Source organism: Haloarcula sp. DT43 (assembly GCF_037078405.1).
GTDB lineage: Archaea > Halobacteriota > Halobacteria > Halobacteriales > Haloarculaceae > Haloarcula > Haloarcula brevis.
The window spans coordinates 594,527-610,800 of record NZ_JAYMGZ010000003.1 but is presented as its reverse complement, the minus strand read 5'-3'; the positions used below and the strand labels follow the sequence as shown (position 1 = coordinate 610,800).

At 58.2% G+C, this 16,274-nt stretch carries 13 protein-coding genes and 2 pseudogenes; 5 read left to right on the top strand and 10 right to left on the bottom strand.

The window, feature by feature from the left end; genetic code table 11:
* Positions 1-4 precede the first annotated feature (4 nt).
* On the bottom strand, positions 5-1,000 hold the full coding sequence (locus VI123_RS14640) for a patatin-like phospholipase family protein (protein ID WP_336338802.1): 996 nt from the start codon (positions 998-1,000) through the stop codon (positions 5-7).
* Positions 1,001-1,080: 80 nt separating this feature from the next.
* On the opposite strand from VI123_RS14640, the gene VI123_RS14635 reads away from it, so the two are divergent.
* The 3 genes from VI123_RS14635 to VI123_RS14625 all read left to right on the top strand — a co-directional run bounded on the left by VI123_RS14635 (position 1,081) and on the right by VI123_RS14625 (position 5,570).
* Entirely contained in the window at positions 1,081-2,478 is a 1,398-nt protein-coding gene (locus VI123_RS14635; protein WP_336338801.1) for a TIGR00366 family protein, read from the top strand.
* A gap of 593 nt (positions 2,479-3,071) precedes the next feature.
* A complete protein-coding gene (locus VI123_RS14630; RefSeq protein WP_336338800.1) occupies positions 3,072-5,246 on the top strand; it encodes a CDC48 family AAA ATPase in 2,175 nt (724 codons plus the stop codon).
* 87 nt (positions 5,247-5,333) lie between these two features.
* Positions 5,334-5,570, top strand: coding sequence for a hypothetical protein (locus VI123_RS14625; protein ID WP_336338799.1), 237 nt, complete (start codon positions 5,334-5,336; stop codon positions 5,568-5,570).
* 127 nt (positions 5,571-5,697) lie between these two features.
* On the opposite strand, the pseudogene VI123_RS14620 reads toward VI123_RS14625, so the two are convergent.
* From VI123_RS14620 to VI123_RS14605, 4 genes and pseudogenes are all read right to left on the bottom strand, one after another.
* Positions 5,698-6,222: pseudogene (locus VI123_RS14620) on the bottom strand (DUF6735 family protein); the annotation flags it as partial.
* 150 nt (positions 6,223-6,372) lie between these two features.
* Positions 6,373-7,611, bottom strand: a complete 1,239-nt coding sequence (locus VI123_RS14615; RefSeq protein WP_336338798.1) for an RNA-guided endonuclease InsQ/TnpB family protein — start codon at positions 7,609-7,611, stop codon at positions 6,373-6,375.
* A 178-nt stretch (positions 7,612-7,789) separates the two neighbouring features.
* A complete protein-coding gene (locus VI123_RS14610; RefSeq protein WP_336338797.1) occupies positions 7,790-7,978 on the bottom strand; it encodes a hypothetical protein in 189 nt (62 codons plus the stop codon).
* Between the two features lie 112 nt (positions 7,979-8,090).
* Positions 8,091-8,987, bottom strand: a complete 897-nt coding sequence (locus tag VI123_RS14605; RefSeq protein ID WP_407067004.1) for a biosurfactant protein 1 — start codon at positions 8,985-8,987, stop codon at positions 8,091-8,093.
* 136 nt (positions 8,988-9,123) lie between these two features.
* Here VI123_RS14605 and VI123_RS14600 point away from each other — a divergent pair, with 136 nt between their 5' ends.
* Together VI123_RS14600 and VI123_RS14595 are read left to right on the top strand one after the other, a co-directional pair.
* On the top strand, positions 9,124-9,675 hold the full coding sequence (locus VI123_RS14600; protein ID WP_336338795.1) for a DUF7342 family protein: 552 nt from the start codon (positions 9,124-9,126) through the stop codon (positions 9,673-9,675).
* A gap of 16 nt (positions 9,676-9,691) precedes the next feature.
* Positions 9,692-10,180, top strand: a complete 489-nt coding sequence (locus tag VI123_RS14595) for a hypothetical protein (RefSeq protein ID WP_407067003.1) — start codon at positions 9,692-9,694, stop codon at positions 10,178-10,180.
* A 585-nt stretch (positions 10,181-10,765) separates the two neighbouring features.
* On the opposite strand, the gene VI123_RS14590 is transcribed toward VI123_RS14595, so the two are convergent.
* From VI123_RS14590 to VI123_RS14570, 5 genes and pseudogenes are all read right to left on the bottom strand, one after another.
* Positions 10,766-11,266 (bottom strand): hypothetical protein, encoded by a 501-nt coding sequence (locus VI123_RS14590; protein WP_336338793.1) that lies wholly within the window; start codon positions 11,264-11,266, stop codon positions 10,766-10,768.
* Between the two features lie 17 nt (positions 11,267-11,283).
* Entirely contained in the window at positions 11,284-12,207 is a 924-nt protein-coding gene (locus tag VI123_RS14585; RefSeq protein WP_336338792.1) for a hypothetical protein, read from the bottom strand.
* Positions 12,208-12,485: 278 nt separating this feature from the next.
* On the bottom strand, positions 12,486-12,650 hold the full coding sequence (locus VI123_RS14580) for a hypothetical protein (protein WP_276236294.1): 165 nt from the start codon (positions 12,648-12,650) through the stop codon (positions 12,486-12,488).
* Between the two features lie 66 nt (positions 12,651-12,716).
* Positions 12,717-13,541, bottom strand: a pseudogene (locus VI123_RS14575) (IS5 family transposase).
* 903 nt (positions 13,542-14,444) lie between these two features.
* The gene (locus tag VI123_RS14570) at positions 14,445-15,734 is read right to left on the bottom strand and encodes an amidase (RefSeq protein WP_336338791.1); all 1,290 of its coding nucleotides are present in this window, start codon (positions 15,732-15,734) and stop codon (positions 14,445-14,447) included.
* Between the last annotated feature and the right edge of the window lie 540 nt (positions 15,735-16,274).

Sequence of the window (16,274 nt, the reverse complement as noted above, 5' to 3'; positions counted from 1 at the left end):
TCGCTTACTCGCGGCGCTCTGTCAGGAACCGGTCAGCCCGTTCGCGACCGGTCCGGAACAGCGCCTCGATGAACGCGGGCGACCGGTCGAGTTTCGTCGACCAGCGGAGCTCCTCGTCGAACTGGACCCGCTCGATGTCCGTATGTGTGTACCGGTCGGGCAGGTAGCCGGCGTCGACCCACTCGTTGACCTGCTTGATGAACGCCACCTCCTGTTCGAGGGAGGTGTTGCCGCTGAGTTCGTTTCGCCGGTCCTCGATGTCGTGGAGTGACCGCGGCACCTTCGACCGCTCGGACGGATTAATCTGGATGACCCAGACCTCGTCCGGATCGGGGATATCGTCGGTCGTCGAGAAGTCCCGTACTGGCGGGTTCTTCGAGAACAGGCCATCCCAGTACTGCCGGCCGTCGATTTCGATGGCGCCGAACAGGCCGGGTTCGGCCGCGCTGGCGAGGATCGCCTCGGCACACATCTCCCGCCCACGGAACACGCGAAACTCCCCGTTCAGGACGTCGATAGCGCTGATGAGCAGGGCCGGATGGATGAGGCCCTCGCGCCGCTCGCGCTCACGGAGGACCGTACTCAAATCGCGTGCGTGCTCGAAGTCGACGTGGTCCTCGAGGAGACGTCGGAACTGTCGCTGTCCGATGATGCCGGCGGGTGTCTGTCCTGGGCTGAACTGCGGGAATGGAACGCCCATGGTCCGCAACTCGGCGGTCCCGACCGCGAGGTCGTTCAGGTACCGCTCGGCCGGCTGGTGGGCTTTCAGGTCGTTCCAAAACTCCCCAAGTAGCGCGCTGGGGGCGTGGTCGGGGCTGACGGTGCCATACCAGCCCAGCAGCGCACAGACAGCACCGCCGGAGGTCCCGGAGAATCCCACGATATCGTAGCCCGCCTTGCAGATCTCCGGCAGGAGCCGTTGTAACGCCCCGGCAGTGAACGCCGTGTGGCTGCCGCCACCCTGGCAGGCGATCGCGACCTTCGTTGGGTCGTCACTCATCTACACCACATTTCAGAGCCGGGCGTATGTACTTGTTTACCGACCGGTCGACTTTTCACCGCGGTCGATGTCTCGTCGGTGTGCTCAGCCTGCTCCGTCAGTTCGGCGAGCGATGTTCGGACCTCTCCGAGGAATACATCCCCGACCCCTACGTCATCGCCATCGTCCTCACGTTCGTCGCCGGCGCCGCCGCGATGGCGACCGGGGCCGGTCCGCGGGCGACCCTGACCGCCTGGACTGGTGGCGTCTGGAGTCTCCTCCCGTTCATGGCCGCAATCTCGATCCTGCTGATGACCGGCGATGCCATCGCGAAGTCCCCGACGTTCACGCGCGGCCTTGAGCGGCTGGCACGACTGCCAAACTCACGGTTCACGGCTGTCTGGTTCACGTCGTTCGTGGCGATGGCCGCTGCCGTCGTCTCTTGGGCCATTGGCCTCATCGTCGGCGCCATCATGGCCAAACGCGTCGCTTACGAGTGTCAAGAGAAGGGTATCACCGTCCACTACCCACTGCTGGCGGCGGCTGGCTACACCAGTCTCATGGTGTTCCACGGCGGGCTGTCATCGTCGGTGGGGCTGTTGATGGCCGATCCACAGCTCATCCCGGGGACATTCCCCGACTACATCAGGGACGGCATCCCGCTTGCGCAGACGATCGGTAGCCGCACGAATATCGTGACCACGGGCTCGCTCCTCCTCGTCGTCCCGGTCATCATGGGGTTGCTCCATCCCGAAGACGGGATTCGGGAACTCCCTCGGGCGACCTACCGGGACATCGACCGGGTGGTCACCGAGGCGATGGCCGACCCGACGACCGATGGCGGCACCCCCGCTCGCTCCGTCGCGGACCGGCTCAACGACTCGCGGGTGATTGGGCTGGCTATCGCCGTCTTCCCCGCGTTCTTCGTCGTTAATGCGTGGTTCCTCAGAGCCGGTGGAATCTCAAATCTGACGCTCAACAGTATCAACGCACTCTTTCTCCTGGGTGCGATTCTCCTGTGGGTACGCCCATCCGCCATCGTCGCTCAGATGAAAGACAGCGTCACCAACATCTCCGGAATCATCTTCCAGTTTCCGTTCTACGCCGGCATCGCCGGCCTACTGACAGGGACCGGCCTGGCGACGGTGATTGTTGAGTTCTTCGGCGCGTTCGCCACACCGGCCACCTGGCCCGTCATCGGCGTCTTCGTGGCGGGGGTCGTCAATGTCTTCATCCCGTCGGGTGGCGGCCAATGGGTCGCGATGGGACCGATTATGCTGGACATCACGACTGGCTTCGGATACGGCCCCGAGCAGGCCGTCATCATCGAGATGCTGGGCGACCAGTTGACGAACATGATCCAGCCGTTCTGGGCGATTCCACTCCTCGCAATCGCCGACCTTCGTGCCCGTGATATCATTGGCTACACCACGGTTGCGATGCTGGGTGGGCTCGTCATCGTGTGTGGCTGGCTGACTGTGTTCCTCGTCTTGCTCTGAACCGCAGCCGGGTTCCACCGAAATGTGACCGATGGGCTCCCTCTATTCAGCATATGGCAAAAGATAGTCCGGGAATTGATATATGACCAGTATTTAAAACCCAGAGTTCGGACGCCTCACGCCCAACAAGGGAATTCGTTCGACAGATGAGCGAGCGCCCTCAGCACTCGTCTCGGTTAATTCTGCTGATTTCACCGCTCAAAAGCCGAATAAATCCTACATTTGATTTTACCCTCAAGGTTCCTTTCGTTCGTCAGTCGAACGGTTCCGAATCGGAGCGGCATCGTCTGGTGATTCGTGCATATCTACACAGCTCTCTATCGGGAAAATCAATCGCCAATTGAGGCGTCACCATCGCTTGTGTCGGGTAACTCACGGCGTTCGAGGACCTTCACACACGCTGTCAAATAGTCCGTGCTGAATATAGAGATTGTATCTTGCACAGCCCGATCTGCTGCCGCTGTCTAGCTGTTAGGTGATAGTACCAACTTATTTCCGCAATCGCCCAGTATACGTAGTATCTCCAGTTCTGTATCCGTCTCGAAGACTTGGAGGGGTATCTCTCCTCGAGTGCAGTCTGGACGGTCACAATCATGAGACTCATTGTTAAGCCACTCGACAGGCAAATTGCAGGGAAGGGTATCGCAGCAATTGACCGAGAGGCGATGTCGGAACTCGGGATCGATAACGGCGATTTCGTCACTATCGAAGGTGAGAGCGGGTCTACAGTGGTCCGTGTTCGGCAAGGACAGGCTGGTGAGCGACAGCGCGGAATCATCGGCATCGACGGGCAAACACGCAAAACAATCGGCGCCCGACTCGACCGAATCGTTTCCGTCGAGGAGGCCGATGTCGAGCCAGCGAGCCAGTTGTCGATTGCGCTCCCAGACGGCCTGCAAATCCGTGGCGACCTCGCCCCGTATCTCCGCCAGAAGCTCGCCGACCGAGCTGTGCAGGCGGGACAGACCGTCCCGCTCTCACTCGGACTCGGCTCGGTGATGGGGCGCTCGAACCGCCGAATTCCGATCCGTATCGTCGACAGCGAGCCTGGAGGGACCGTGATCGTTACGCAAACGACTACCGTCGAGGTGGTCGAGCAGTCCGCCGAATCCGTCAGTGGCGGCCGGGACAGTGAGTCGGCTGACAGCCCGGAATCACCAAGCGTCACATACGAAGACGTCGGGGGACTCAACGACGAACTCGATCAAGTTCGGGAGATGATTGAGCTGCCGATGACCCATCCCGAGCTGTTTCAGGCACTCGGTATCGAGCCACCACAGGGCGTCTTGCTCCACGGGCCGCCCGGGACCGGCAAAACGCTGATCGCAAAGGCAGTCGCCAACGAGATAGACGCTAACTTTTCGACGATTTCCGGCCCGGAGATCATGTCGAAATATCACGGCGAAAGCGAGGAACGACTCCGTGAGGTCTTCGAAGACGCCGGCGAAAACGAACCGTCGATAATCTTCATCGACGAAATCGACTCCATCGCCCCGAAGCGAGACGATACCCAGGGTGAGGTCGAGCGCCGAGTGGTGGCGCAATTGCTCTCCCTGATGGATGGCCTGGAAGACCGCGGTCAAGTGACGGTTATCGGGACGACCAACCGCGTCGATTCCATCGACAACGCGCTCCGGCGTGGCGGCCGGTTCGACCGCGAAATCGAAATCGGCGCTCCCGACACCGAGGGCAGACACGAAGTCCTCCAAATTCACACCCGAGAGATGCCCATTGCCGACGATGTCGACCTCCAGCAGTACGCGGACAACACACACGGGTTCGTCGGCGCAGACCTGGAAAGCCTCGTCCGCGAGGCGGCGATGAACGCGCTCCGACGGGTCCGCCCGGATCTAGATCTCGAAGGTGACGAAATTAGCGCCGAGACGCTTGAAACGCTCGAGGTCACCGAACAGGACCTCCGGTCAGCGCTTCGGGAGATCGACCCCAGCGCACTCCGAGAGGTGTTCGTCGAGAAACCCGACGTCACGTGGGACGACGTGGGGGGACTTGCAGAGACCAAAGAGCGACTGCAGGAGGCCATCGAATGGCCCCTTGCCTATCCGGATGCGTACAAGCAGGTCGACCTCCAGTCGACGAAGGGAATTCTGCTGCATGGGCCGCCCGGTACAGGGAAAACCCTTCTAGCGAAGGCCGTCGCGAACGAGGCCCAGTCGAACTTCATCTCCGTGAAGGGGCCGGAACTGTTCGACAAGTACGTCGGTGAAAGCGAAAAAGGGGTCCGGGAAATCTTCGAGAAGGCTCGATCGAATGCCCCCACCGTCATCTTCTTCGACGAAATCGACGCTATCGCAAGCAAGCGTGGCAGCGGTGGCGGGGACAATCAGGTCGGTGAACGCGTCGTGTCGCAGCTGCTGACTGAACTCGACGGGCTGGAGGAGTTGGAGGATGTGGTCGTTATCGCGGCCACGAACCGGCCAGACCTCATCGACGACGCGCTCACCCGTGCGGGCCGAATTGAGCGAAAGATCGAGGTCGGCGTGCCTGACGAGGCGACCCGACGCGAGATTTTGACGATCCATACCCGCAATCGGCCACTGGCCGACGATGTCGACCTCGACCAACTCGCTGCTGACATGGATGGCTTGGTGGGTGCCGATGTGGCCGCACTCTGTCGTGGCGCGGCCACTGGCGCCGTTCGCGAGCACGTCCGATCCCAGTCCAGTGACGAACCGACCGCTGTCGAGGATATCGTGCTGACGCAAGCGCATTTCGAGGCAGCACTCGAAGAGATCACAGCCGAGGACTAATTCAGACAGCAGCCGGTCGCTCATGGCGCCTTTCGTGGGCAGCCAAAACGAATCCTTATCCGTCGGTCGGCACTCTCCTGAATGGATATGGGATTTCTTGATTCCTTCGGCGCGTTAGTGAGTAGTATCATCGCAGCAATCGTGATGCTGGTCTTTGCGATAGTCAGTTTCTTTGTGACCGTGTTCATCGTCCAAGTCGGCGCTGGGCTGGCCGGCTACTCACCAAGCGGAGAGTTCGTCGTGCTTTTGGCAGCGATCTTGGCAACGGGCGCAATCGTGGCCGGTGCGACGCCGATGTCGAGTCTCGGCGGGGTCTACGAATAACGAATCCCCGCTGGCCGCTCTACCGATTCCCGCACTGATAGTTCCCGATGTGCCATGCGAGATACGCGCCCTGTATTTAGCACGGCCTCAGAATACCCTCAGATAATGGTCATTTTTACAGGGCCAACTAGGAGTGGTTCAGGCTCGCCTTCTCGAAGGGTGACTCTCCGGTCGGAATGAGCAGCTCCTGTCGGTCTCCAACTCGCTCGGCCAGCTTCCGCTTCAGGTACTGTCTCGCCCTCGACGGCGTGAAGACGCCCTTGTCGAGCATATCGCCGACGACGTCTTTGAGGGCCGCGAACTGGCCCTGCAGGTGGCCGTCGCCGACCGGCTCGCCGTCGTACCATCGCACCGTCGCGAGCGCGCCGTTCCCAACCGTCTCTCCCTGTTCGACCGTCTCCGAGTCGTACTGCAGGCCGAACCAGAGCGTCCGATAGGCGGTCACCTCGAACGTCGTCGACACTACGAAGAACGCCTCGTGGTGGAGGTAGTCGAGATGGTCAGCGACGATCTCGTCGAGGGTGAGCCCGGTGGCGCGGGGCTTCGGCTCGACGACCGTCGACGGTCGATCCTCGTCGGCGAGGTAGCCGTCGACGGCTTCTGCCTCGAGGCCATCGGCCAGTTCCACCAGCAGTTGTTTCGCCCACTTGGCGTATCTCTAAATATCGGGTTCTAGTGAAAAGCATCTCTCGTTTATTGCTCGGAGAGAGTGCGCGATGTCCCTTGACCTCCGCCCGCATCAGTTAGATGCGAGAATCCCGTCATAGGATTTCACGCTGAGCGGTTGCTCAGCTCTACGGTTTCAAGACGTATACGTTCCAAGCGTCGCCTGCTGGGTTTCAGCATCGGCTTGGTTGTCTTGTGGCCCGGTCAACGAGGCCCCATCCTCAGCCGAGTCATCGTCGTTCTCGTGTTCTCTGGAACGACTCTCTCCGCTGAGGTAGCAATCTGCGATGTTGAGTGCGGCGTTGATGTCTGCCTGGTACTCTTCGACCCAACAGGCGTCGTTGGAGCACCTGAACGTCGCCTGTTGAGGCCGGGTTCCCCCTTCACCGCACATATGGCACTCTTGAGAGGTATTCCGCGGGTCGACTGTCGCAATGGGGATCCCTCTTTCTACGGCTTTGTACGTGATCTGTGCGTGGAGTTTTGCGAATCCCCAGCCGTGAAGCCGGCGATTCAAGTAGTCCCCGTAGTCCATCGACTCCTGGATGTAGGTGAGGTCCTCGAGCACGAGAACCGGCGTCTCGACTGCCTCGGCGTACTCCACCACTTCCCTGGTGACGGTGTGGAGGATATCATCGATTTGCGCCCACAACTCGTCGCCAAAGGTGTCTGCAATCCGTTCGCTCTCACGACTTTGGAGTCGCCGCATCGTGGTGAAGTAGCGCTTGCGGAGTCGACGAACAGTCTTCCCTTCATCCGTCCAGAGTTCAGGGGTTGTCGGGAACCCATGCTCGTCGCGGTGACACACCGTGACGAGACTTGCCTCCCCGATATCGACACCAATGGGGGTACGTTGTTCGGGAGGTACCTCGGAGTTGATTGGGATGTCCCGGGTCGCGATGAGATGGAAATACCACGTTCCATCCCGCTTGAGCAAACGACCTTCCCCCACGTCTGCATCGCCAGCAATCACTGCTTCAAGCCAGTCCCGTTGTTCAGGGTTCGGCTGTGCTGGTACCCAGAGGTGGTAGTCTTCGTGGTGTGGAATTTTGACGTACCACTGGATCGTGTTTCCGGGCTTGTGGTCGATCTTCACCCCCTCGTTCGTGAAGCGGACAGGGTGATCGTCACTGAGTTCATTTGCTCCATAGGTCGTCGTCAGCTGCGGGACATACCGCTTCAGGGCGTTCTTCGCGTAACCGCTCAACTCGTAGTCACCCACGATGTCGTTCGCTTCCCCCAGAGTGGTACAGCTGGCGTCGAAGGCCTCTTGGAGCGCTTGCTGGTAGGCCCCCCGCGTCTCACGGAGCTTCTCCCGCTTGTGTGCGTTCGGGTCTACAAGTTTCAGTTCTAGCGTTTTTGTGAGTTCAGTCACGACTCATCACCCTCAGATATTGACTGGTCGTCTTGGAGGAGCCACCAGCGCGCTGTCGAGCTCGCCCGCTCTGGTTTGTCCCACGGAGGCCATCCACAACTGGTTCGCCCCGCACCCTTCTTGGGGGCGATAAACACTTTCCGACTCGGTCCACCCAAATTCCCGGTTGCGACGCCGCTCAGGACTCGACCTGTGTATCGGCGTCTCCGCTGTGTTGCGGTTGGGTGAGCAGACTCACGTTCTGGAGGAGTGTCCTCGCTGCCTCGATCCGCTCTTGATCTGCCTCGTCGAGTCCGGCCGTCTCGATGCGCTTGAGATTGGTGAGTGAGCGATGCAGTCGATATCCGGGCGTGTTGCGTGGGTCCATTTGAAGCGCCTCGCCGATTCACGGCGCAGAGAAACATCTCCGGCTGCGGGTAGCTGAAGGACTGAGTCTGCTCGTTAACCAACATTAGTGTGCCTCCGTGTCGCTATGTAGGTTAAGACGGGGTCTGTTCCGACCTGGTGGGGCCGTAGCGAGCCGAGCCACACACACGGCACTCCCAGATCGGTTGTCCCGTCCACGCCTCATCTGGGACCGACTCGTGGGTCTTGAACCGATGGTCGGTCGCCCGTCCACAGGTTTCACAGTCGAGTTCCTGCGTCGTCGGTACCGACGACACCTGACGATCAGTCGCACTCTCACCTGTGGATTCGGTCAGCGCCATCGCTGGAACTAGCCACACTGTGTCGTCGGCGTCGTTGAGGACCGCATCGAGACGCGACGCGTCGCGGATACCGTCCCCACGCTGGTCGTAGAGCCGCGTCGGGGGCTGCTCCTGATGCTCCGACGCTCCTTGCCCGTGCCACCCAGTCCGGTCACGGGCGGCACTGAGAAGCCGCTCTCCCTCCGTTGACGACACCTGTACCGCATCGGGGAGTGAGGGCCAGTGCTCGGCCAGCTGGCGCGCCGGCGCCTCGTCGAGATCGTAGATGAGCGTGTAGTCATCGACGGCCGGCTCCGCCTCGTTGGCGGAGAGGAGGTTCGCCGCGGCGCCGCCCATCGCGACGGCCCCGTAGAACGTGGTCGACTCGACGACCAGGTGGACGATGCCGAGGAACGTCGTCGACGCTGCCTCGTCCGTGCTAGTCGCGTCATTCCCGAGATGGTTGGTGAGACAGAACCGGCATTTCGTCTGGCCGTCTGGGACTGAGGCCCCACAGGACCGGCACTCGCCATCGGCGGCCGTCGGCACATCAGGGTAGCCACCAGAGCTCGTCACGACGCGTTGCCGCCGGGTGTCACCCTCACACCCGTCGTCCAGCCTCTGGTCTGGAATGTGGGACGCCTCGCCGGTCGGCTGCAGTTCTGCAAAGTCAGAATATCTGTTGTGCATCGGTTGGCTCATAGCTTCTGTCGGTTTCGCATTTCAATGTCCGGACGCCTATGGTCGTAACCTACTCTCGATTATACAAGAAGGTACAAACATATATGGGAGTAAAGTACGAACCCTGTTGCAAGAGGTGCTAAGCATGTCGGAATCCCCACGGAATGGCGTCCAGTCGTGGACTGAGTCGATGAGCGCTCGCGACCGTATTCGAGCCGTCGCCGAGACGCTCCGCGAACCACGGTCGGTTAACTGGATCAGCGAGCAGGCTGACGCCGCCTGGAGTACGACCAACGAGGAACTCCAGGATCTCGTGGACCAGGGCCAGCTGCGCCGCGTCGAGGCCGGCGAGACGACGCGCTATCAGCCGGACTACACGCGACTGCTCTTCGAGGAAATCCGCACGCTCATCGAGGAGAACACGCGCGAGGAGTTGCGGAACGAATTGGCCGCAATCACCGAGGAGATCGAGGAGTGGCAGGCGACCTACGACGTCGAGACGTGGGGGGAGCTTGAACAGTCACTCGCCGACGGCGACCTCACAAGTGCCGACCTCCGAGACCGCCGCGACGTTATCGCGTTCTGGCGCGAGAACGAGGAGGACCGGCGCCTCATCAAGCATGCCCTGGAACTCTACTCGGATGTGGAAGCCGCTCGCGAACAGATGACCGACGTAGCTGACCGCGCCACGAGCTAATTCTCTCTCTCACAGTATGATCTTTCTTGCCGGTCGCGACCGCTATACACAGCGGACCCTCCTCCGCGACGTTCACGACCGATTGACGAGGCAGGCTGGGTGTGAGGACGTGCGCTATCGCCCGTCTCGACGCCGACCCCGGTACGTCATCGCGGATGTCGATCCGACGATGTTCCTGAGTGACTCGTACGACGCGGCGACAGCACGACTGGAGATTCGTTCCTGGTACCCCGCCGGCGTCAACCACGAATACTACCGCATCAACTGGGTCGAACCGGACCGAAATCTGATGCTCGGCTTCCACCAAGACGCCGACCATCCGGACCTTGGGCCCTGTCATATCCAACTCAATCACGAAGACACACCGGTTGATCGGCACGAGGCGACGTTTCTCGATGCGCACCCACTCGCGGTCCTCGATGACCGACTACAGCAGTTCCCGGCCGCGCTAGATGCGATTTACTGGAAGAATGGAGCGCCCTCGCTCCCTACCTGGTCCATCTAGACAGCGAGTTCATCGAACGTCTGGTGATGCGTCCGTGTCGTCGCCGGCGCTGGCTGTTCGGCGTCACCACCCGGAGACTGGTTGCTCTTCGAGACGGTGGAGCAATTGTGTGACGTACGGACTGTTCTCCCAGCTCCGATGCGGGCTGATCGTCGTGATCAGCGTTCGAGCCTCTTCGTGGCTCACAAGCACACAGGTGAGCGTCTGCGTCGCACGTCGGGGTTCGCTCTCTTAGACCCCGCGAGCACAGATATCGCATCCACGTCGGCGTCGATAGTCCGCTGAATCCGCCAGAGTCGCACGACCTGGCCAGCGGTGTCGGCCTGGCTGATGACGGCCTCTGTGGCATCGTCGCTGGCCAACAGGATGCAGGCGGTGGCGCGGGCCTTCGCGGCGTCAGTGGCCCCCTCGATGCGCGCGAGCGCACGCAGGGCGCGGGTGTCGGCGAGGCGCTCTGCGATGTCGCTTGCCGTGTCGGTCTGCTTAAAACAGTATTTGCTGCCATTCCGACTTCTGCACTGCTGTAATCGCTCGAAGTGTCGAGTAAACTTCGACGAGATTCAGTTGAACCGAACCAGAGTCTGCTCAGTTCAGTTCGTACCGCTGACGGACCGCCTCTATATCCTCGCGGAGGCCCTGGTAGTCGTAGGAATCCGCAATCAGATCCGGATTTACGTCCTCGACGAATCCGAGGAATTTTTCAGCGGCTTCAACGACGGCCTGGGCCAGTTCTTCGGTCCCAACGACGGCTGTTGGTTCGTAGGGTTCTGGCTCACCACCGGTTTCGGCAGCGTCCTTGCGGTAACAGAACCAGACCCGGATACTCTGGTCCTCCTGCGGCACCAATACGACGTATATCGGTCCGTTAGCGGTCGCGAAGACGATTCGCTCACCATCCGCGCACTCCTCAAGTCCTTGCAACAGCCCCGTGAAGAAGCTGGTCAGGTATTCTTTCATGCCCTCATCGGAGTCACCAGTCAAGTCTGTCTCACCGCTGGTGATCGAATCAATCCAGCCGAGCGGATCGGCTGTGCCGTTGCGAATCTTCTCTCGGAGCTCCTCGTCGTAGCGGATGTTGATTTCCATTGTGTCTCGAGGCATTATCATCGGATATTGTCAAGCCAGTCGTTCTGGTCCCGGATCCAGACTCGTACATTAGGTCCTTCCTCGGGGAACACGCCGATTATTCGTCCATTGGAGGTGACCCGTACTGTCATGTCACTCACCCCAGTCGTTTCGGGATCCGGCGAATACCGGTATTCGGCGACGGTTCGCCGTGAACCCTGCTGTGGGTCACCGTTTTCAACCGCTCTCGTGATTAGCCTCTGGACATCGGTATCCGATTCCATAGGCCCATCAAGGGTTCTACCCTTGATTGTTTGTCCCGCAGGGAAATAGCTCGTACGACCCTGTGCATCAATCTGTGTATCAGTCACGTGCCGCTGTCGGATGTGTGTCCAGCCTTCATCTACATCACCGTTCTCAAGCAAGAGGGTGTCCGGTGTTTCACCTCCAGCGTTCCCGAACTCGAATATATTGTCTGGCTTTGTGACTACGCGAGTTTCACTGAGATCTGCGCCCTTGTCGACAATATTCAGCAGGTCTTCGCTATCGATACCATCGCCGACGAAGGGATCCCGATTTTTCGTTTCCAGAATCCCGAGCAGGCGCTGGACATCTGCTTGGTCCATATCGCCGCTCTCGATGAGCTCGTCGATGCGCCGGAGGTTGCTAGCGTCCAGGTCACCCTCGCCATAGCGGAGATAGAGCCGGGTCTGAGTTGGTCCGTCGAGTCGGTCCAGCACGGCCCGGTCCTCGGCATCAGTGTTTCTGATGAAGTGTGCGGCATCGAATCCGTTGTCGCCGCTGTCGACTCGGGTGAGCGCCACTCTGGTCGACGGTGACTGGTCGAGGAACGTATCGAGGTCATCGCTGTCCAGGCGGTCGACAACCGCTGCGCCATCGTTACCGTTCCGGACCAGGTACTGGCCCAGGTCGGCCTGTCTGGCTTCCGGCGGCGCGTCCACATCGGCGTCGATAGTCCGCTGAATCCGCCACAATCGCACGACCTGGCCGGCGGTGTCGGCCTGGCTAAGAACTGTCTCGGTGGCTTCGTCGCTGGCCAGCAGGATGCGAGCTGCAACGCGGGCCTTCAGCGTGTCACTATATTGAGTCTCTTCTATAGCGCTACGGATTTCTGTGGGTCATAAACAGTGGAAGGGCCTTGTTTAGACGTGGAAGTAGCTCATTTATTCCACTAGTGATGCTGCGAGGTAGCTGCTCAGCGTACGTGTGAATAGCCTACCTACTTGTTACTCTCGTTGAGGATCTGCGGGATAAGAACTCCGACAACCAGCACAACTGCGATACTCACCCACGTTGGTAGGTTTGTGAAGTTCGCTATCGCCACAAGGAGGATGATTGCGACCAACCCGAATCCGAGGATGATCTGGTTTTCGCGGGAGACCATGCCAACAAGATGAAACTCAACAGTATAATATCTAGTGGTGGTCTCATGTCTTTGTACCGACCGGTATTAGAGGGCAAGTTCGACATTTCTCACAGCCGCTTTCAGAACGAGCTCCCGGAACTGTCCAAACCAAGTTCGGGCTCGGAGTGTGTCACCCTACCGCTGCTTGAACTCAAAGAAGGCGGCCTCAACCACTGACCGCTGGTGATAGACACCATCGTCATGGCGAGCGTTGTGTGCCATATCAAGTGGAGAGAACTCCCGGTGTTTGATCACTGGCCGAACACCGGCCTCCCGAAGATCCTCACGCAGCTCGTCCCAGTCATACCCTTTATCAGCGGTGATGGTCTGTAGCTGGTTGAGATTCCGCGAAAGTACCTGCCGTCCGACGTGTGTGTCGTGTGGCTGTGTCATCGAGCAGTGAATATCTAATACGGTACTGGTTTTGCAGTCTACCAACGCTGTCGTCTTGACCGATCTGAATGTGTAGTCTGTCCGGTTTGCGTAGTGTCGGCTGGTCGAGTAGCGGTCGAAGCCAGTTGCATCGATAGCCTGTATGTCACCGGTATCATGGAGATCGGCGGAAAGTCGCAAGAGAGTTCGCCAGATTGCCATCTTGAGCTGTTGTTTCCGGACGCACACGGTCGTAAAGTCTGGTAGCTCACTCGTTGTGAGGTTCATTTTCTCGACGATACCGGGCATCTCGTGAAGAATATCGAGGAGTCGTCGATAGGGAAGGTCAAGATATTCTTGAAGACCATGGATCACCACAATCACCCAGTCAGCGTAGCCGCCGTCACCTTTCTTGACTGCTGGTGAAGGATCACCAGAGACAGCCCGTTTCGGTAGTGTTTCGAGACGATCTGTGAAGCGAGAGAGACGGGAGGGCACACTACTCATGTTGACTCAGAGAGCAGTTAGTTCATCGGTGTGAGTCGTTTTCTCCGGCGTCTAAACAAGGCCAAGTACTGCATTCCATCGATAAATGTACTAGCGATACCAGTCATTTAGCTCTCTCCAGTCTTGCCTGGCTGGAAGTAGTCTCGAATATGCCGCTCAGAGACCGTTTCAATGACATCGTCATTACCGATAACTATAAGTTCGACGGTATCAGTAGCTAGTAATCGCGAAAGCGCAGTCTTGAGCGTCGCATCTGCGGCGACGGCAGGTGGTCCGGGACGTAATCTGGCGGGAGTAGGACGACGGGTCGGACTCATCAGCGACTTGTTGCTCGCGAGATACCAGTGCGACTGCAGAGAGTCCAAGACCGTCCTGGATACAGACCCTTCCGCTGACTACTGACGCTGTCGTTCGTTTTACCCGAACATTCTGACACCCACGAGACGAGATAATGTCCGCCTGAGTCGAGAATATAATAGAGGTACTACTGTTATTCTGTAGCTCAAATTCGTTCGGCCAGTACGAACGGAACGATACAATATTGGTGTCATCCGCTACGAGGACGGACTTGAATCTGTCTTCGGAGGTGTATGTCCACAGAAAGCACTACGTCCTCCAATCGAGTTTGACACTGGACCAGTGATAGCTACTTCTCGCCGACGAAGTCGACGCCGGTTATCTCGAACAACACCCCTTCATGACCCTCGGCTCGTTACTTTCGTCTCCCACCCGTAACGTCAATATAGCGTGAACGACCGAAAGGCCGTATCCTATTCCGTCCTCTCGGTTCGGTTTTGTGCTCTCATAGAACTCGTTCTCAGAAGTATATTGCTACGGGACCGATTGGAACTGCAATAGTGATCTAGTGACAACCAACTGCATGCTGTCTGAGATTCATGATTGAAGTGTTCGAGCGATATCACTCGCACAGTTCAACAGATGTTCATCAGCATTAAATCTGGATACACATTGCACACCGATGGGTAACCCATTGATACTGTCGTCCGTCGGAATGGCGATTGTTGGGAGTCCAGCGTGTGTCCACGGAAGGTTCATTATTGGGTCGCCTGTCGAGTCAATACCCTCAGGGGCCGGCCCACAGGCACCAGGTGCGACCCAGATATCGATATCGTGGTTATCCATAACGTCAGTCAGATGATCACGGGTCTCCATGCGGCTGCTTCGGCCGATAGCGATTTGTTTCGTTGGAACACCGTATCCCTCCTCTATGAGTTCGGCTGTCTGCTCACCGTACTTTTCATCGTGTTCCTGATACCACTCGTGATGTACCATCGCAGCTTCGGCAGCAACGAGTCGTTCGTGATACTCGTTGGTAGTCTCGATGTCGGGTAACACTGGAACCTTGGTGATGTTGTATCCGCCCTGCTCTAAACGATTACAGTGGGTATAGAAGCAGTCGAGTCCGTCCGAACTAGCCTGTTGGAGATACGGTCCATCGGGTATGCCAATCGTTGGTTGGCTTATTCTCTCGGGAACCGTCTGCCAGCCATCACAGAGTACACTTGCGGCTATTTCCGCTCCAGCTACGTCCTGTGTGAAGAAGCCGACGTGGTCAACCGATTGAGACAGCGGTATCACACCCTCAGCCGACACGCGACCATAACTGGGCTTGAATCCAACAATCCCGCAGAAGGAGGCGGGCCTGATGATTGAGCCGACGGTTTGGGTCCCCAACGCAAGTGGGCAGAGCCCCGCTGCAACTGCAGCGGCAGACCCGCTGCTCGATCCGCCCGGTGTGTGATTCGTATTGTGTGGATTCTTTGTCGGACCCGGTTCCGCGTAGGCGAATTCCGCCGTTACAGTCTTTCCGAAGACCAGTGCACCAGCCGACTTGAGTTGCCGAACGACAGTCGCCTCCGGGCCAGTCAATTGTTCGGGTGGGAGCGACGAGTTCGCCTTGGTTTGAAAGCCCGAAGCGTGAATAATGTCTTTCACCCCGACCGGGATACCGTACAACGGTTTTCGAGTTGAGTACGGAGGGTCCGCCAACTGTTCCGCAGCAGTTGTGAGCCGGGACCACCGCTCGGACTCTGGCAGCAACGATTCAATTTCGGGTTCAATAGCTTCCGTTCGCGTTCGAAGCTGGTCTATGTACTCCGCAACGGACAGCGAATTGTGTTGAAGCTTTGCAACCGTTTTCGCTAAGTGATTCCTGTGAATCATACTGTCTCAACGGGGACCAAGCCATGGCTTACTTTTCTCATCATCATTGACTCAAGATAGATTGTGAGGACTGATAAAGTAGCGTGGTTCGAGATATTCGCCAAATTTTCTTTCTTACTCATTCCCCGATAGGGCTGAGAGATATTCAACATGAACCGGCAGTATTGCATTCAGCTAATCTAAAGGCCGTGTGGCCATTTGGATCCAGATCTCCCCATCTATTTCTAAAAGTAAATATATACTATTTGTGGGATTAGGCAGCTCTCTATTATAAATATAGATATATTATACAATATATGGGAGAGCATATTGGTAATTGGCGAAAAACGTCTGAATTAATCAAAATCTGACGGTATATTTCGAAGTGATTTTAATAATGAGATTCGGCATTTACGACCACTTAACCAGCTTATAGACGACTTCGCCATCATAATTGTCGCGGCCGTCCGAAGCGACGGTGGAATTACAACGTCGCAACCACCCTTATAGAGAGAAGACCGCCAACTATTGGCCGGTGCGTCGTGATAGCTCTACAAGTGC

What these genes read in the sequence shown, in the direction of transcription:
- VI123_RS14640 (WP_336338802.1), bottom strand. Translation starts at nt 1,000, where the DNA reads ATGAGTGACGACCCAACGAAGGTCGCGATCGCCTGCCAGGGTGGCGGC.
- VI123_RS14630 (WP_336338800.1), top strand. Translation starts at nt 3,072, where the DNA reads ATGAGACTCATTGTTAAGCCACTCGACAGGCAAATTGCAGGGAAGGGT.
- VI123_RS14625 (WP_336338799.1), top strand. Translation starts at nt 5,334, where the DNA reads ATGGGATTTCTTGATTCCTTCGGCGCGTTAGTGAGTAGTATCATCGCA.
- VI123_RS14610 (WP_336338797.1), bottom strand. Translation starts at nt 7,978, where the DNA reads ATGGACCCACGCAACACGCCCGGATATCGACTGCATCGCTCACTCACC.
- VI123_RS14605 (WP_407067004.1), bottom strand. Translation starts at nt 8,987, where the DNA reads ATGCACAACAGATATTCTGACTTTGCAGAACTGCAGCCGACCGGCGAG.
- VI123_RS14600 (WP_336338795.1), top strand. Translation starts at nt 9,124, where the DNA reads ATGTCGGAATCCCCACGGAATGGCGTCCAGTCGTGGACTGAGTCGATG.
- VI123_RS14595 (WP_407067003.1), top strand. Translation starts at nt 9,692, where the DNA reads ATGATCTTTCTTGCCGGTCGCGACCGCTATACACAGCGGACCCTCCTC.
- VI123_RS14590 (WP_336338793.1), bottom strand. Translation starts at nt 11,266, where the DNA reads ATGGAAATCAACATCCGCTACGACGAGGAGCTCCGAGAGAAGATTCGC.
- VI123_RS14580 (WP_276236294.1), bottom strand. Translation starts at nt 12,650, where the DNA reads ATGGTCTCCCGCGAAAACCAGATCATCCTCGGATTCGGGTTGGTCGCA.
- VI123_RS14570 (WP_336338791.1), bottom strand. Translation starts at nt 15,734, where the DNA reads ATGATTCACAGGAATCACTTAGCGAAAACGGTTGCAAAGCTTCAACAC.